The organism is Micromonospora sp. NPDC047730 (assembly GCF_043204765.1).
In the GTDB taxonomy this organism is placed as follows: domain Bacteria; phylum Actinomycetota; class Actinomycetes; order Mycobacteriales; family Micromonosporaceae; genus Micromonospora.
This window is the reverse complement of the sequence record NZ_JBIDCU010000002.1, coordinates 122,088-136,846: the sequence shown is the minus strand read 5'-3', so window position 1 is coordinate 136,846 and position 14,759 is coordinate 122,088. Positions and strand designations below refer to the sequence as shown.

Sequence of the window (14,759 nt, the reverse complement as noted above, 5' to 3'; positions counted from 1 at the left end):
CCACCGGCCCGACACCGGTCCCGTCTCCGGACCGGTGGCCGCTGGCCACGACGAGCCACGAACCGGCGGCTGCCGGTTACGACGAGCCCCGGATCGGTGGTCGCTGGCCACGACGAGCCCCGGACCGGTGGTCGCCGGCCACGACGAGCCCCGAACCGGTGGTCGCCGGCCACGACGAGCCCCGAACCGGTGGTCGCCGGCCACGACGAGCCCCGGACCGGTGGCTCGGGACCGGGTCGTCCGCAGCCAGTCGTCCGGGACGTGGCGGTCCTCGTCAGGTCAGCTCGCGGTACCGGCCCCGGTAGTGCAGCAGCGGATCCGTCTCCCCGGTCAGCTCGACGGCCTCGATGGTGGCCTCCACCAGCAGGCCCCAGCCGTACTCGCGGGCGGCGTCGAGCCGGCATCCCGCCCAGCCCCCGGCGTCGGTCGGCACCGGACCGTAGGGCGTGTCGGTCCACGCCCCGGTGGCGAAGAGACCGCCCGGCGACGGGAAGAGGCCGGCGAACCGGTCGGCGAGCTGCCGGTGCGACGGGTTCAGCGGGGCCACCGCGAAGCGGCCGGCGGACTCGACGGCCGCCCACAGGTCCGACTCCGGGTCGACGAGGCCGAGCAGCCGATCCGGCTCGCCCTCCGCCACCAGCGTCGACGACACCGTCAGGCCCGCCGGCCCGGGCGCCGTCCAGAGGGTCACCGGCGAGGCCAGCCGGCCCCGCAACCGGCGTACGGGGGAGCGCTGCCCGGCGGGCACGGCGAACGGGTCGGTGTGGTGGATCTCGGCGCCCGGCTCATGATTCACGTGAAACATTGTGCCGCCCCCTGCCCCCGCCGGTGCCGTTCCACCGCGCCCCCTACTCGCCCAACTCAGCCGGCTCAGCCGGCTTGGCCCGGTGATCAGTTGATGGAAAACCGCTGCCCAGGGCCGTCTACGCCTGGTTTTTCATCAACTGATCATCACCCACTCGGGCAGGTCGGTCGGGCATTCGGGTTGAGGCGTGCTGTTCAGTCGGTGAGGGTGCGGCGGGCGGCGGCCAGCACCTCGGGGTCGGTGCAGCCGGCTGCGTAACCGGCGATCCGGCGGCGGATGTCCCGGCGGAGCAGCCAGACCCCGACCCGGTCGGCGACCGGACTCAGGAATGCCGGACGACAGCGGAAGCTGTACCGCCAGGTGGCGACCGTCCACCCCGGCTCGGACGCGGGCGCGAAGCGCCAGCCGCCGGCGAACATCTCGAAGAACCACGGGCCGCTCACCATCTTCATGCCGACGTGGCTCGGTGGCGCCCAGGAGACGTACTCGCTGACCATGGTCAGCCCGTGTCGGGAGCGGGTGAAGGTGCGAACGCCCTTGCCGGGGCGGGTCGCCCCGTCGACGAGTCGCTGCTCCCGGACGAACGGATCCCAGCGGTAGCGCACCGGCGCGGTGGTCTGCGAGACCGCGAAGGCCAACTCGGGTGGCACCGGCACGGTCGCCACCGCCTCGACGACGGGCATCCGGCCATTGTGCCGCCGCCCGGCAACCCGTACGGCACGGGTTGCCGGGCGGTCCGGCCGAGTGCGGCTCAGTCGGTCACGATCAGGCTGCCGGTCACGAGGCTGTTCCTGTGGGTGCCGTTCGGCTCCGGATAGGTGGCCCCCTCACTCCCACTCCAGAACACCGTCGCCCGGTACTCACCGGCCTTGCCGGCACCCAGCCCGGGGCGTCGGACCGAGACGGACAGGTCGAGCGCCACGGTCTCCGTGACCGCCAGCGCCGCCAAGCGACAGGTGAGGGTGATCGTGTGGTCGCTGGAGACGAACCTGCTGCAACCCCTGGGAAGCGGGGTGACGTCGAACCCTGCCGGAAAATGCACCCTCACCTGCGGTTCCGTAGCCGGCTGCGGTCCTTGGTTGCCGATGATCAGGCTGAGGACGCCCTCCGCCTGATCATCGTCCACCCGGGCGAGTCGCAGCTGGCCGCCGCTGATCGACAGGTCGGTGATCCGCGGGTTGGCCGGGAAGACGGTGGGCCCGCCCGACTGGACGAAACTCGCGCCCGACCAGGAGTAGGCCCGCCATTGGTGCTGCGCGAGGCTGTCCGGGATGCCGTCGCTCGAGAAGTCGACCACCTCCGCCTCCACGGCGGAACCAGCCGGCCGGATCCGGTGGATGCCCGCGATGTCGCCGGTCTCGGCGACCACCAGGCCCGTCGTCACGATGGCGTCGGACTGGTTCCGGTCGAACGCCAGCACCCGTGACTCGCTCATCTCCAGCCCGCCGCAGTTGATCAGCGCGGCGGTCTCCGGTGCCCCGTCGCGATCCAGGTCGGCGTGGACGACCTGGAGAATCTTGACCTGGAGGTCCGCGTCGGGCGAGAGCTGGGCGCGGCCGTCCGAGAACCGTACCCGTCCCGCCGGGCAGTGCTCCCTCAGGTACGCCGGCCAGGCCGGCAGGTCGAGGGTGGCGTTGCCGAGCTCCTTCTCACCGATCCGCCCGTTCGGGGGCGGCGCGGCGGGGCTCGACGTCACCGACGGGCTCTCGCAGCGAATGGCGAACGCGCTGTTGCAGATCGACGGGGTGGGTGCCGTGGTGGCAGGCGAGGTGGGCGTGGGGGTCCCGGCCGGTGGCACCGGAGGTTCCCGGTCGAGCCAGGTGCCGGCGAACGCCGGGGTGGCCACCAGCACCGCCGCCAGCACGCCGGAGGCGACGATCCGGGCCGTACGGCGCCGGCGGGCGACCTGACGTGCGGCCGCGACGCCGGGCGGCACCACCAGCGGGCCGCCGGAGGTGTAGGCGGCGAAGAGGTCGTCCAGGTTCGGTGAAGTGTCGTGCTCAGACATGAGGCTCCTCCGTCCGCGATTCGGAGAGGGCGGCGGCGAGCGCGGTGCGGCCCCGGTGTAGCCAGGACTTCACCGTCCCGGGGGCGACCCCCTCCTGGTCGGCGATGTCGGCGATGCTGAGGTCGGCCACGTGGAAAAGCACGACGGCTCGCCGCTGGGTCTCGGGCAGGGTCGCGAGGGCGCGGGCGAGCGCGACCCGTTCCGGACCGGGGCCCTCGACCACTTCTTCGCGATGGAACCTCGCGTGGACGCGGGCGGCCCGCAGCCGGCGCCACCGGTTGCGCACCACGTTCATGGCGACCGTGCGCACCCAGGCCGCCGGGCGCTCGTACCGGACCAACCGGTCCCACCGGGCCCAGGCGCGGCTGAACGCCTCCTGCACGGCGTCCTGCGCCTGGCCGACGTCGGCCGTGTACGCGTACAGCTGAAGCATCAGCGGTTGGAAGTTCGCCGCGTAGAACTCCTCGAAGCTGTCGCCCACGGCCCCCGTGGCCGTGGGTGACAGCTTCTCCCGGACGTCGCCGGGGTCGTGCTCCCGCACCATCACGATGGCGCCTCCCCTGCTGCTTTCGCCGCGTGGTCGCGGCTCTGCCCAGCACACCCCGGGTGGGCGGTGCAGGTTGCAGCCGGTTGGGTGTCGCCTTCGCGTCAGCGGCGCGGGGTCACCGTGGCGAGCAGTTCGGGCATGCGGCGGTCCAGCACGTCGCCGGCCAGGTACGCGCCGAGCAGCGCGGCGCCCAGCCCGTACGCCGCGCCGACCGGCAGGGCCAGCCAGAGCCAGACGTCGCCGAGCAGCCCGGCGGCCACCACCATCGGCACCGCGGCGACCGCCGAGGCGAGCATGGACAGCAGGGTGAGGAAGCTCTTCGCCACCCCGGCGCCGCTGTTCAGTGCGAACGGGTTGCTCGTCTCCGGCAGCGAGTACGCCCCGAGCACCGAGACGAAGGAGTTGACGGCGAGCCCCACGCCGTAGGTGGCGATCAGGGTGCCCGCCATCAGCCCGATCCAGCCGGGCTCGCCGAGGACCACCGCCACGACCACGGAGATCACCGCCAGCATCGGCAGCAGGTAGATCGAGAACGCGGCCATCCGGGCGCGCAGTTCCACCTGCCCCGGCACGCCCGCCACCACGTTTGCGGCGTACGCGCTGCCGTCGAAGCCGAACTGGTTGGCCAGGGTGATCGCGGCGAGCAGGCCCACGAAGAGCATCGACAGGCTGACCAGCACCGGCGACGCCGTGTCGGGGACGGTGAACCCCTGCTCCGCCCCCACGCTGAAGCCCGAGCCGCCGAGGTTGACCATGACCGGCACGAAGAGACCGACGACCGCGACGGTGATCAGGTTGGCCCGCCGCCGGGCGTCCCGCCACCAGTAGCGGGCCTCCCGGGCGACCAGCGCGCCGAACCGGTCCCGGCGGGCCCAGCCGACCACGCGCGGGAAGAGTTGGGCGACCGCCCCGCCGGCCACGCCGCGTCGGTCCCGGGCCGGGCTGGCGCTGGCCGCGCCCACCATGGCCGACTCGAGCGAGCGGGACCACCAGGCCAGCAGCGCGACAATCGCCGCCGCCGTGATCAGCAGCTTCACCGGGGCGGCCCAGGCGCGGCCCTCGGCCACGTCGATGCCGGCCGTCCAGGGGGCGCCGAACGGCGTCCAGCCGATCACCTCGGCCACGCCGTCGAGCCGGTCCCAGTCCGCGTCCCCGAGGGCGGCGACGCCCGCGAGCTGCAACGGGCCGAGCAGCGCGGCGAGCACGGCGAGCAGCACGGCGGCCAGGTCACGGACCCGGCGGGACCGCAGCGCCGTGGCGAACGCGCTGGTGACCGCCCGGGCCCCGGCGACACAGAGCAGGAGCCCGGCGACCACCCCGACCGACATCACCGCGGCGGCGGACCAGCCGCCCAGCGCCCCGGCGGTGACCACCAGCCCGGAGAGGGCCAGCAGCACCGCGAGCGTGGGGACGCTGACGAAGGCGGCGGCGAAGAGCCCGGTGACCAGCGTGCGGCGGGGCAGCGGCAGCAACGCGAACCGGGCCGGGTCCAGCGTCTCGTCCACCCCGAAGAAGACCAGCGGCAGCAGCAGCCAGCCGAGCACGGCCAAGCCGCCGCCGAGGGAGGCGACCATCAGCGCGTAGCGGCCCCCGTCGGCCAGGCCGGGCGCGGCGAAGAGGAAGAAGCCGGTGCCGCCGAGCCAGAGGCCGGCCAGCACGCCGGCCACGAAGAGGCCGACCCGCCAGCCCTGGCCCCGGAAGTTGTTGCCCATCACCCGCAGCTTGAGGCGGACGAAGTGTCGGGCGGAGACCCGTCGGACCGCCGTCGTCGGGCTGGCCGGGTGCGTCACCGCGACAGCCACGCCAGCTCCTCACCGGTCGCCGTGCGGCCGCCGACCACCTCGACGAAGACCTGCTCCAGCGGCCGGCCACCGCGCACCTCGTCGATGGTGCCGACCCGCTTGATGGTGCCCGCCGCCAGGATCGCCACGTGCGAGCAGAGCCGCTCGACGACCTCCATGACGTGGCTGGAGAAGACGACCGTCCCGCCCCCGGTCACGTACCGGTGCAGGATGTCCCGGATCAGCGCGGCCGACACCGGGTCGACCGCCTCGAAGGGCTCGTCCAGCACGAGCAGCCGGGGCCCGTGCAGCAGCGCGCAGGCCAGGCCGATCTTCTTCTTCATGCCGGCGGAGTAGTCGACCACCAGGGTCCGCCCGGCGTCGCCGAGCGCGAGCACGTCCAGCAGCTCCGCCGCCCGCTGGTCGACCACCGCCGGGTCCATGCCCCGCAGCAGGCCGTGGTACGCGAGCAGCTCCGCGCCGCTGAGCCGGTCGAAGAGGCGTACGCCGTCCGGCATCACGCCGAGCAGCTGCTTCGCGGCCACCGGGTCGGCCCAGACGTCGTGCCCCAGCACCCACGCCCCACCGGCGTCGGGCCGGAGCAGGCCGACCGCCATGGACAGGGTGGTCGTCTTGCCGGCGCCGTTCGGGCCGAGCAGGCCGTAGAAGGAGCCGGCCGGGACATCCAGGTCGACACCGGCCACCGCGACCTTGCCGTCGAACTGTTTGGCCAGGCCACGGAGGGAGAGAGCTGGGTGCTCAGCAGTCATGCGTCCGACCGTATCCGGCATCGGCCGGCCACCGGTCCGGCCGCAGGATGATCCCCGATCATCCCCGAGACGTACCCGGGGCGTGGCGGCGGTCGCTCACAGCCGCAGCGCCTCCGGCGTGTGCAGCCGGAGCATGGTGGCCCCGACGTCGGCCGGAGCCCGGCGGCGGGTCGCCACGGAGACCGCCACCATCACGGTGAAGGCCAGCGGCACCGTCCACGCGGCCGGCTGCGCGGTGAGCGTGGCCGGCCAACCGGAGAGTGGCGGGCCGAGCACGGTGACCAGGACCGCCCCGACGGCGGCGCCGCCGCCGACCAGGATCCCGGCGGCGGCGCCGAGGTCGGTCAGCCCGCGCCACCAGATGCCCAGCACCAGCAGTGGGCAGAAGCTGGACGCGGCGACCGCGAACGCCAGCCCGACCACCTGGGACACGTCCAGCCCGGCGAGGTTGAGCGCGAGCACCGCCGGCACGCCGCCGGCGATCACCGTGGCCAGCCGGAACCCGCGGACCGAGCCCCGGCCGAGCACGTCGGTCGAGATCACCCCGGCGACGCTGGTGAGCAGCCCGGACGAGGTGGACAGGAAGGCCGCGAACGCGCCGGCCGCGACCAGCGCGGCGAGCAGCCGCCCGGTCGCCCCGTCGCCCAGCGCGGCGCCGGGCAGCAGCACCACCACCGCGTCCGTCTGGCCGGTGACGAGCAGTTGCGGGGTGTAGATCCGGCCGAGCACCCCGTAGATGGTGGGCAGCAGGTAGAACGCGCCGACCAGAGCCAGCACCACCAGCGTGGTGCGCCGGGCGGCCGCGCCGTCCGGGTTGGTGTAGAAACGCACCAGCACGTGCGGCAGCCCCATGGTGCCGAGGAAGGTGGCCAGGATCAGCGAGTAGGTCGCGAACAGGCCCCGGTCGTCGTCCCCGGCGGTGCTCGGCAGCAGCCAGTCGGCCGCGTCGGTGGCCACCCCGGAGACCTCCGGCACCGGGTCACCGGCGGCGAACGACAGCTCGTCGCCGGGGCGTACCTCCCGGATCTGGCCGTCGGGAAGGGTGAGGGTCGCGCGGTGCTCGACCACGACGGTGGTCGCGGTCCGGAACGTCGGCCCGTCGGGCGGGGTCACCGCCGGCCGGGCGTCGGCCTGCCACTGCAACGCCAGGAAGATCGCCGGTACGGCGAGCGCGGTCAGCTTCAGCCAGTACTGGAAGGCCTGGACGAAGGTGATCGCGCGCATGCCGCCGAGCGCCACGTTCGCGGTGACCACCACGGCCACCAGCAGGGCCCCCAGGGGGTACGGCGAGCCGGTCACCGTGGCCAGCGTCAGCCCCGCCCCCTGGAGCTGCGGCACCAGGTAGAGCCAGCCGATGAAGATCACGAAGGCGGTGGCGAGGGTGCGTAGCCGGCGCGAGCCGAGCCGCAGCTCGCAGAAGTCCGGCAGGGTGAACGCGCCGGAGCGGCGCAGCGGCGCGGCCACGAAGAGCAGCAGCGCGAGGTAGCCAGCGGCGAAGCCCACCGGGTACCAGAGCACGTCGACGCCGTACTTGAGGATCAGCCCGGCGACGCCGAGGAAGCTCGCCGCCGAGAGGTACTCCCCGCCGATCGCGGCGGCGTTCCAGGTCGGGCTGATCGCCCGCGAGGCGACCAGGAAGTCGGAGGTGGTGCGGGCCAGCCGCAGCCCGTAGAAGCCGATGCCGACGGTGACCAGGGTGACCGCCACGATCGCCGGGACGACGAGATCGTTGCCCACGTCAGCGCTCCGGCCGCTGGACCAGGTCGGTGAAGTCCTGCTCGTTCCGTTCGGCGAGCCGCACGTACGCCCAGCCGACCGCGATCAGGAACGGGAACGAGACCACGCCGAGCAACAGCCAGGGCAGATTGACGCCGAGCACGGTGATCCGGCCGACGTCGGGCGCGATGGCGAACAGCCACGGCAACCCGCCGAGCCCGATCGCCACCACCAGGGAGAGCCGCAGGGCCAGCGCGAGCTGGGCCCGGACCAGCCCCCGGACGAGCGCCTCGCCGACCCGGGTCTGCTGGGCCAGCTCGGCGCGGGTGCGCTGCGCCCGGTCCTCGCGGCGGGACACCTCGGCCAGCACGATCCGGGCCCGGGGCTGGGCGGCGGGAGTCTGCCGCGGCACCACGGGCCGGCCCGTCCGCCCCGGCGTTTCGGGCCGGCCCGACCGGGGCGCCGGGACGGGATCGTCGGCAGCGGCCACCCCGGCAGTCTGGCCCGCTCACCGCGATTGTCAAGGGCAGTCGTCGCACCGGCCACACCTGCCGCGAACGTCCCAAGCCGTGACGCGGTCGCGGCCGTCGCGCCCGCCGCAGCCGTCGCGGGGATGGTCCACACCGGGCTGTGCACAACCTGTGGAGAACGCGTCACCCCTGTGGATAACTCCCGTGGGCACCCTTTCGATCGGCCGGGGAACCTGCCGCCGTGCTCGTGGGTGGGATAGGTGGAGGAGGGAGGTGACGGTGTCCGACGGCGATCTGATCTCGGAGCTCTACGCCGGGTGTTTCCGCCGGCTCGTGGTGCAGCTCTACGCGGTGACCGGTGACCTGAACGAGGCGCAGGAGGCGGTCCAGGAGGCGTTCACCAGGGCGCTGGCCGCGCCCCGGCGCTTCGCCCGGCTGGAGAACCCGGAGTCGTGGCTGCGGCGGGTCGCGGTGAACGTGGCCCGCAGCCGGTACCGGCGACGGCGAGTGCTCGACGGGCTGCTGCGCCGGATCGGCCCGCCGCCCGCCGTCGCCGACCGTGCGCCGGAGCACCTCGCGTTGCTGGCCGCGCTGCGCGGGCTGCCCGACGGGCAGCGGCACGCACTCGCCCTGCACTACCTGGTCGACCTGCCGGTCGACGAGGTGGCGGCGACGCTCGGCGTCTCCGCCGGCACGGTCAAGTCCCGCCTGTCCCGCGGCCGGCAGGCGCTGGCGGCGCTGCTCACCGAAGACCGCGACCACGAGGTTAGGCGCGACCGCGACCAGGAGCCCGCCGACACCGCCGAGACCACGCAGACCGGGAGGGCCGATGTCCGATCGTGAGTTCACCGGGTTCGACGCCGAGACCGTCGCAGTCGCCGTCCGTCAGCCGCCGCTCGGCGACCTCCGGCGCGCGGCCCGGCTCCGGCGGCGCCGCCGGGCGGCCGGCGTCGGGTCGGCGGTCGCACTGGCGCTCGGCGGCACGGCGGTCGCCCCGTTCGCCGGGCACGGGAGCGGGGTGGACTGGGCCGGTCCGGACCCCACCGACCCGCCGGCCGACCCTCGCGTGAGCCATCTGGTCGTGCTCTCGGAGCGGTCGGCGGTGGCGGTGGAGGAGGCCGACAACGGTTGTCGGCTGAGCTTCACGGCCACCACCGACGCCGGGCGTACCTGGTCGGGCTGGCGCACCAACTACCTCGACGGCCCGTGCAGGTCGGACGCGGAGGGACGCCGCACCTCGGACGTCCGGTTCACCGTGCTCGACGAGCAGCGGTACCTGGTCAGCATCGACGGCAGCCAGGTCGTCTCGCTGGACGCCGGCCTCACCTGGCGGAGTCTCGCGTCGGTGGCGACCGAGGTTCGCGCCTTCCCCGAGAAAGCCCGTCCGGCTCGCTGCGCGGAATCCTGCGGGGCGATGCCGCGCCCGCTGGCGGTCGATTCGGGCACCTGGCGGGTGTACCGGCTCACGGACGCGCCCGGGGAGGTCGTGCCGCAGGCGGTGGACCAGGCCGATGACGGCGCCCTCTGGCTCATGTCGCCCGCGCCCGACCACGGTGCGCCCGCCTCGGTCGCCCTCAGCGTCGACCGGGGAGCGACCTGGCGCACGTCGACGGTGCCCGAGGGTGTGTGGGCGAGCTCGTTGGTTGCCGTGAGCGCGCAGGAGGCGTACGTGCTGGGCGGGACCATGTCCGCCGACCCGCACGGGGAGCGACCCGCCGGTCCGGCCCGGCTGCTGCACACCACGGACGGCGGCCGGTCCTGGGCGGATGTCGGCACCGACCTCCCCTCGACGGACCTGGTGCGGGGAATCACCCGGGGCGCGAACGGGGCCCTGCTCGTCTGCGACGTGACGCAGGACGGCGTCACGTCGTTCGTGTGGATCAGCCGGGACGGCGGGCGGCACTTCAGCCGGAGCACGCGGACCGGCAACGAGGGCACGTCGTTCGGCACGTCTCGGGGGCTGGTCTGGCTGGCCGATCGGGAGGACCCCACCGACGCCAACTCGGTCGTCGTCCACATCAGTGCTGATGGTGAGAACTGGAGCCGGCTGACGTTGCCCCGGTGAGTGGAGGCGGGACGGCCGGGATACCCACCCGGCCGTCCCCGCGACCGTCAGCCCAGCCCGATGCGCTCGGGGCGGGCGGTGGCGGAGCCGAGCCAGGTGTGCGGGTTGCCGTACCAGCACCAGCCGAGCTTCGGCGCGCCCTGGCTGATCCAGATCGCCGGCACCCGCCTGTCGCCGCAGCGGGAGCCGACCAGCGAGAAGCACTTGTTCTTCGCCAGTGCCTCCGGGTGCAGCGTGACGAAGGCGAGCCCCTCGTCGATGGAGAGCGGCAGCCGGCCCTGGCCGGTGATCACCTCCATCGCGGCGGCGGGGGCCAGGTTCAGCGTCTCCTCGCCCCGGTCGACGTCGAAGAGCAGGTACGCCGGCCCCGCCGGCACCTCCAGCTCCTTGATCGGGTCGAACTTCGGCAGGTCACCCTCGGCGTAGTGCCGGTCTACAACGCCCGGCTTCCGCTTGCCGGCCAGCGTGGTGAGTGCGACCCGCGCCTCCACCGGCACCAGCTCGCGGGTGATCACCAGGAGGAACGGCACCCGGCCCTCGGTCGGCGCCGGCAGGCCCGCCGCACCGGTGACGGCCGCCGCCCGCAGCGGGGCGACGAGGGCACGGAAGGCGTCCTCGGTCAGGTCGGCCAGGGCCGGGTAGCCCAGCTCCACCAGGCGGTCGAGCTGACGGTCGAATTCGGTCGCGGCATCGAACAAGGCGGCCTCCATTTTCGTACGGAGTACCGTACAGCGTACGACAATGCGAGCTTATTCCCGCCTCAGCGGTTCCAGTCCTGCTTCGCCGCGCGCACCAGCTTGTCCTTCAGCTCGCGGGTGTGCCGGCGGCTGACCGGCAGCTCGGCCGAGTCCACCACCACGACATAGCCGGAGTTGGCCAGCCGCAGCTCGGCGATCAGCTTGAGCTGCACCAGGTACGACCGGTGGATCCGGACGAACCCGGCATCCGCCCAGCGCTCGGCCAGGGTCGCCAGCGACACCCGGACCAGGTGCGAGCCGTCGGCGGTGTGCAGCCGCGCGTAGTCGCCCTGCGCCTCCACCCAGCGCACCGCCGAGCGGGGCAGCATCCGGGTGGTGCCGGCCAGCTCGATCGGGATGGTCGGGTCCTCCTCCGCCCGCGCGAGGGCCGCCGGGTGGGACGGCACCACCCGCGCGCCGATCACCCGGCGCAGCGACTCGGCGAGGCGCTCGGCGCGTACCGGCTTGCGGACGTAGTCGGTGGCGCCCAGGTCGAACGCGTCCACCGCCCCGTCGTCGTACGCCGTGACGAAGACGATCGCCGGTGGGCGGGCGAACCGGCGCAGCACCCGGGCCAGCTCCATGCCGTCCAGCCCGGGCATCCGGATGTCGAGGAAGACCACGTCCACGTCGCCGTCGCGGAGCACCCGCAGCGCCTCGGTGGCGTCCCCCGCCGTGTGCAGCCGGGCAACCCGGGGGTCGGCCCGCAGGTGGTACGCCAGCTCGTCCAGCGCCGGCGGCTCGTCGTCGACCGCCAGCACCCGGAGGAAACCGGACGCGTTCACCCCGCCGGTCCGGTCGGTCACGAGCCCGCCCGTACGCCGGGGTGGAACTTCGGCACCCGCATGCTCACCTTCGTACCGGAACCGAGACCCGTCTCGACGACGAGGCCGAAGCCGTCCCCGAAGACCGAGCGGAGCCGCTCGTCGACGTTGGAGAGGCCGACGTGCTGGCCCGGGTCGTCGCCCGGGTCCACGGTGGCGCCGGCCAGCTCGGCGATGCCGGCGGTCAGCGCGGTCGGATCCATCCCCACTCCGTCGTCCTCCACCGTTATGTGGCATTCCGTGCCCGCGTCCCGGGCCTCGATGCACACCATGCCCGTGCCCGGCTTGCGGGACAACCCGTGCCGGACGGCGTTCTCGACCAGCGGTTGCAGGCACAGGAACGGCAGGGTCACGGGCAGCACCTCGGGGGCGATCTGGAGGCGCACCTGGAGCCGGTCGCCGAACCGGGCCCGCTCGATGGTCAGGTAGCGGTCGATCGAGCGCAGCTCCTCCGCCAGCGTGGTGAACTCGCCGTGCGCCCGGAACGAGTACCGGGTGAACTCGGCGAACTCCAGGATCAGCTCCCGGGCCCGGTCCGGGTCGGTGCGCACGAAGGAACCGATCGCGGTCAGCGCGTTGTAGATGAAGTGCGGGCTGATCTGGGCGCGCAGGGCGCGCACCTCGGCGCGGGCCAGCCGCTCCCGGGAGGAGTCCAGCTCGGCCAGGGCGAGCTGGTTGCCGGCCCAGTGTGCCGTCTCCAGGGTGGCCTGCACCAGGCCGGGCTCCGGCTGACCGTCGGCGACCGCGACCAGCGCGCCGACCGTGCGCCCGTCGGCACCGGTCAGCGGGGCGACCACCGCGCCGCGCACCGGGCAGTCCACCCGGTCGCAGTGCAGCTCCGAGTCGCCGAGCACGGTCGAGCGGCCCGTCGCCACGGCCCGCCGGGCCGCCGCGACCAGTTGGTCGTCGTGGTGCCCGCCCCGCCCGTCCAGGGCGAGCAGCGTGTCCCGGTCCGTCAGCGCCAGCCCGGCCGCCCCCACCAGGGCCCGCAGGTGGCGTACGGCCTTCGCCGCGTTGGCCGCGCCCAGGCCGGCGCGCAGCGGCTCGGCGGCCAACCCGGCGGTGTGCAGCACCTCGTAGGTGGCCCGCTGGGTGGCCGTGGCGATGCCCCGCCGCCCGCGCAGCCGAAGCACGGCGAACAGCGCCGCGGCCAGCGCGGTGACCAGCGAGACGACGCCGAAGACGGCCGAGAGGTTGCCACCCACGCAGCGATCCTGGCCCCTGCCGGCCTGTTCGCCAAGGGGTCAGTACGCGCCCTTGCGGGCGAGCACCACCCCGACCGTGCGCCACAGGATGCTCAGGTCGTACGCCAGCGACCAGTTGTCGACGTAGTAGAGGTCGAGCCGGACCGCCTCGTCCCAGGACAGGTCGGAGCGGCCGGAGACCTGCCACAGCCCGGTCATGCCCGGCCGGACCAGCAGGCGCCGGCGCACGTCGCCGAGGAAGTCGCCGTCGTCGGCGGGCAGCGGGCGCGGCCCGACCAGCGACATCTCGCCCTTGAGCACGTTGATCAGCTGGGGCAGCTCGTCCAGCGACGAGGCCCGCAGGAAGCGGCCCACCGGGAAGACCCGCGGATCCTGCTTCATCTTGAACAGCATGCCGTCGGTCTCGTTCTGGTCGACCAGGCTGGCCAGCCGGTCCTCCGCGTCCACGTACATGGTGCGGAACTTCCAGACCCGGAAGGTGCGGCCCTCGTGGCCGACCCGGGGCTGGCGGAAGAACACCGGGCCGGGGTCGGAGAGGCGGATCGCGATCCCGATGGCCAGGAAGACCGGGACCAGCAGCAGCAGGCCCAGCCCGGCGGCCACCCGGTCCATCAGGTTCTTGGCGAGCAGCGCCGGCCCGGACAGGGTCGGCTCCTCGACGTGCAGCAGCGGCAGGCCCTCGATCGGCCGGATGTGCACCCGGGGGCCGGCGATGTCGGTGAGCTGCGGGGCGACGACCAGGTCGACGCCGGAGCCCTCCAGCTGCCAGGCCAGCCGGCGCAGCTCGCCCGGTTCGGCGCTGGCCGAGCCGCAGACCGCGATCGTGTCGCCGCCCACCTCGCGGACGAGGGCGAGGACGTCCCGGCCCGCGTACACCGGGACCGGGGTCTCGATGCCCTTGGCGGCCGCGTAGCCGTCGGTGACGTGGATGGCGACCGGCACCAGCCCGGCGGCCGGGTTGCGGGTGACCGCGGTGTAGACCTCCAGGCACTCCGGCAGGGTGCCGACCAGCACCATCCGGTGGCCGGCCTGGCCGATGTTGCGCCGGACCACGTGCAGCACGAAGCGGCAGAGCATCCGGTTCAGCAGGATCAGCAGCAGCGCGGCGAGCAGGGCGGTGCCGACCGTGTAACGGGACAGGTCGGTCTTGGTGGCGAAGGCGAGGAAGGACACCGTTGCCGTGACGGCCACGCCGGCCCGGATGACCCGCTTGTACTCGTCCGGCCCGAGGCCCAGGTAACGCCGGTCGTAGGCCCGGTTGGCCCAGAGGCTGACCACCCAGCCGAGCGGCAGCAGCACGAACGCCACCGTGTGGAACCACGTCGGGTCCTGCTCGGCGTTGTAGAAGCCCGCCGTGGACTGGTCGAACGTCTCGATGGCGATCAGGCTGGCGACCGCGGCGGCCGCGAAGTCGAGCAGCAGCAGGAGGGTGATGTAGGGGCGGTGCCAGCGCGACACCCGGCGGCGGGCCCGGGCCCACGCGGACCGGGGCACGCCGTTGGGGGACGGCGACGCCGGCGGCTGGATCTCGAAGCTGTCGACGTGCCGCACGAGTTTGCTCCGGCCTGTGTTGGTTACCGGGCGCTGGAGGCTTGTCGTCACCTCACCCATGTCCTCCCGCATGACACGTGCCGCTCACTCGCCGTGAGGGCCCGGGTCGCCCACCGTCCCAGTCTCCCACGCGGTGCCGACCCCGTACGCCGACCCGAGGGACATTGCGCGGGTGTGGTGCCGCCTGGCATCTGGCCGGCTTCGCGCCATTTCAGAAGCCGGGGACCGAGCCACTATACCGATGGATTGCGGCCCCGGTAGAGCTCCGACTCCGACCTTC

At 73.8% G+C, this 14,759-nt stretch carries 14 protein-coding genes; 2 read left to right on the top strand and 12 right to left on the bottom strand.

The window, feature by feature from the left end; translation table 11 throughout:
* Positions 1 to 274 precede the first annotated feature (274 nt).
* The 8 genes from ACGF5G_RS06075 to ACGF5G_RS06040 form a co-directional block, all read right to left on the bottom strand.
* Positions 275 to 874, bottom strand: a complete 600-nt coding sequence (locus ACGF5G_RS06075; RefSeq protein ID WP_393260622.1) for a flavin reductase family protein — start codon at positions 872 to 874, stop codon at positions 275 to 277.
* Positions 875 to 999: 125 nt separating this feature from the next.
* A complete protein-coding gene (locus tag ACGF5G_RS06070) occupies positions 1,000 to 1,488 on the bottom strand; it encodes an SRPBCC family protein (protein WP_393259417.1) in 489 nt (162 codons plus the stop codon).
* A gap of 68 nt (positions 1,489 to 1,556) precedes the next feature.
* Positions 1,557 to 2,813 (bottom strand): hypothetical protein, encoded by a 1,257-nt coding sequence (locus ACGF5G_RS06065; RefSeq protein WP_393259415.1) that lies wholly within the window; start codon positions 2,811 to 2,813, stop codon positions 1,557 to 1,559.
* Positions 2,806 to 3,360, bottom strand: a complete 555-nt coding sequence (locus ACGF5G_RS06060; protein ID WP_393259413.1) for a SigE family RNA polymerase sigma factor — start codon at positions 3,358 to 3,360, stop codon at positions 2,806 to 2,808. Before ACGF5G_RS06060 ends, ACGF5G_RS06065 begins: the two co-directional genes overlap by 8 nt.
* Positions 3,361 to 3,461: 101 nt before the next feature.
* Positions 3,462 to 5,162, bottom strand: coding sequence for an ABC transporter permease (locus ACGF5G_RS06055; protein ID WP_393259411.1), 1,701 nt, complete (start codon positions 5,160 to 5,162; stop codon positions 3,462 to 3,464).
* Entirely contained in the window at positions 5,147 to 5,911 is a 765-nt protein-coding gene (locus ACGF5G_RS06050; RefSeq protein ID WP_350702602.1) for an ABC transporter ATP-binding protein, read from the bottom strand. Before ACGF5G_RS06050 ends, ACGF5G_RS06055 begins: the two co-directional genes overlap by 16 nt.
* Before the next feature lie 96 nt (positions 5,912 to 6,007).
* Positions 6,008 to 7,648: a cation acetate symporter gene (locus ACGF5G_RS06045; protein ID WP_393259409.1), complete on the bottom strand. Its 1,641-nt coding sequence runs from the start codon at positions 7,646 to 7,648 to the stop codon at positions 6,008 to 6,010.
* A gap of 1 nt (position 7,649) precedes the next feature.
* Positions 7,650 to 8,039, bottom strand: coding sequence for a hypothetical protein (locus tag ACGF5G_RS06040; protein WP_393260619.1), 390 nt, complete (start codon positions 8,037 to 8,039; stop codon positions 7,650 to 7,652).
* A 337-nt stretch (positions 8,040 to 8,376) separates the two neighbouring features.
* Here ACGF5G_RS06040 and ACGF5G_RS06035 point away from each other — a divergent pair, with 337 nt between their 5' ends.
* Both ACGF5G_RS06035 and ACGF5G_RS06030 read left to right on the top strand, forming a co-directional pair.
* A complete protein-coding gene (locus ACGF5G_RS06035) occupies positions 8,377 to 8,940 on the top strand; it encodes an RNA polymerase sigma factor (protein ID WP_393259407.1) in 564 nt (187 codons plus the stop codon).
* Positions 8,927 to 10,162 carry a WD40/YVTN/BNR-like repeat-containing protein gene (locus ACGF5G_RS06030; RefSeq protein ID WP_393259405.1) on the top strand — a complete coding sequence of 412 codons (1,236 nt, stop codon included), beginning with the start codon at positions 8,927 to 8,929 and terminating at the stop codon, positions 10,160 to 10,162. The genes ACGF5G_RS06035 and ACGF5G_RS06030 overlap by 14 nt, the downstream gene beginning before the upstream one ends.
* A 47-nt stretch (positions 10,163 to 10,209) precedes the next feature.
* Here the strand turns inward: ACGF5G_RS06030 and ACGF5G_RS06025 are convergent, their stop codons facing one another.
* From ACGF5G_RS06025 to ACGF5G_RS06010, 4 genes are read right to left on the bottom strand one after another with little or no spacing between them, the layout of a single operon-like run.
* Positions 10,210 to 10,872, bottom strand: coding sequence for a DUF5701 family protein (locus ACGF5G_RS06025; RefSeq protein WP_393259403.1), 663 nt, complete (start codon positions 10,870 to 10,872; stop codon positions 10,210 to 10,212).
* Positions 10,873 to 10,922: 50 nt separating this feature from the next.
* The gene (locus ACGF5G_RS06020) at positions 10,923 to 11,684 is read right to left on the bottom strand and encodes a LytR/AlgR family response regulator transcription factor (RefSeq protein WP_393260617.1); all 762 of its coding nucleotides are present in this window, start codon (positions 11,682 to 11,684) and stop codon (positions 10,923 to 10,925) included.
* Between the two features lie 17 nt (positions 11,685 to 11,701).
* Positions 11,702 to 12,928: a sensor histidine kinase gene (locus tag ACGF5G_RS06015; RefSeq protein ID WP_393259401.1), complete on the bottom strand. Its 1,227-nt coding sequence runs from the start codon at positions 12,926 to 12,928 to the stop codon at positions 11,702 to 11,704.
* Between the two features lie 39 nt (positions 12,929 to 12,967).
* Positions 12,968 to 14,539, bottom strand: a complete 1,572-nt coding sequence (locus ACGF5G_RS06010) for a sugar transferase (protein ID WP_393260615.1) — start codon at positions 14,537 to 14,539, stop codon at positions 12,968 to 12,970.
* Positions 14,540 to 14,759 lie beyond the last annotated feature (220 nt).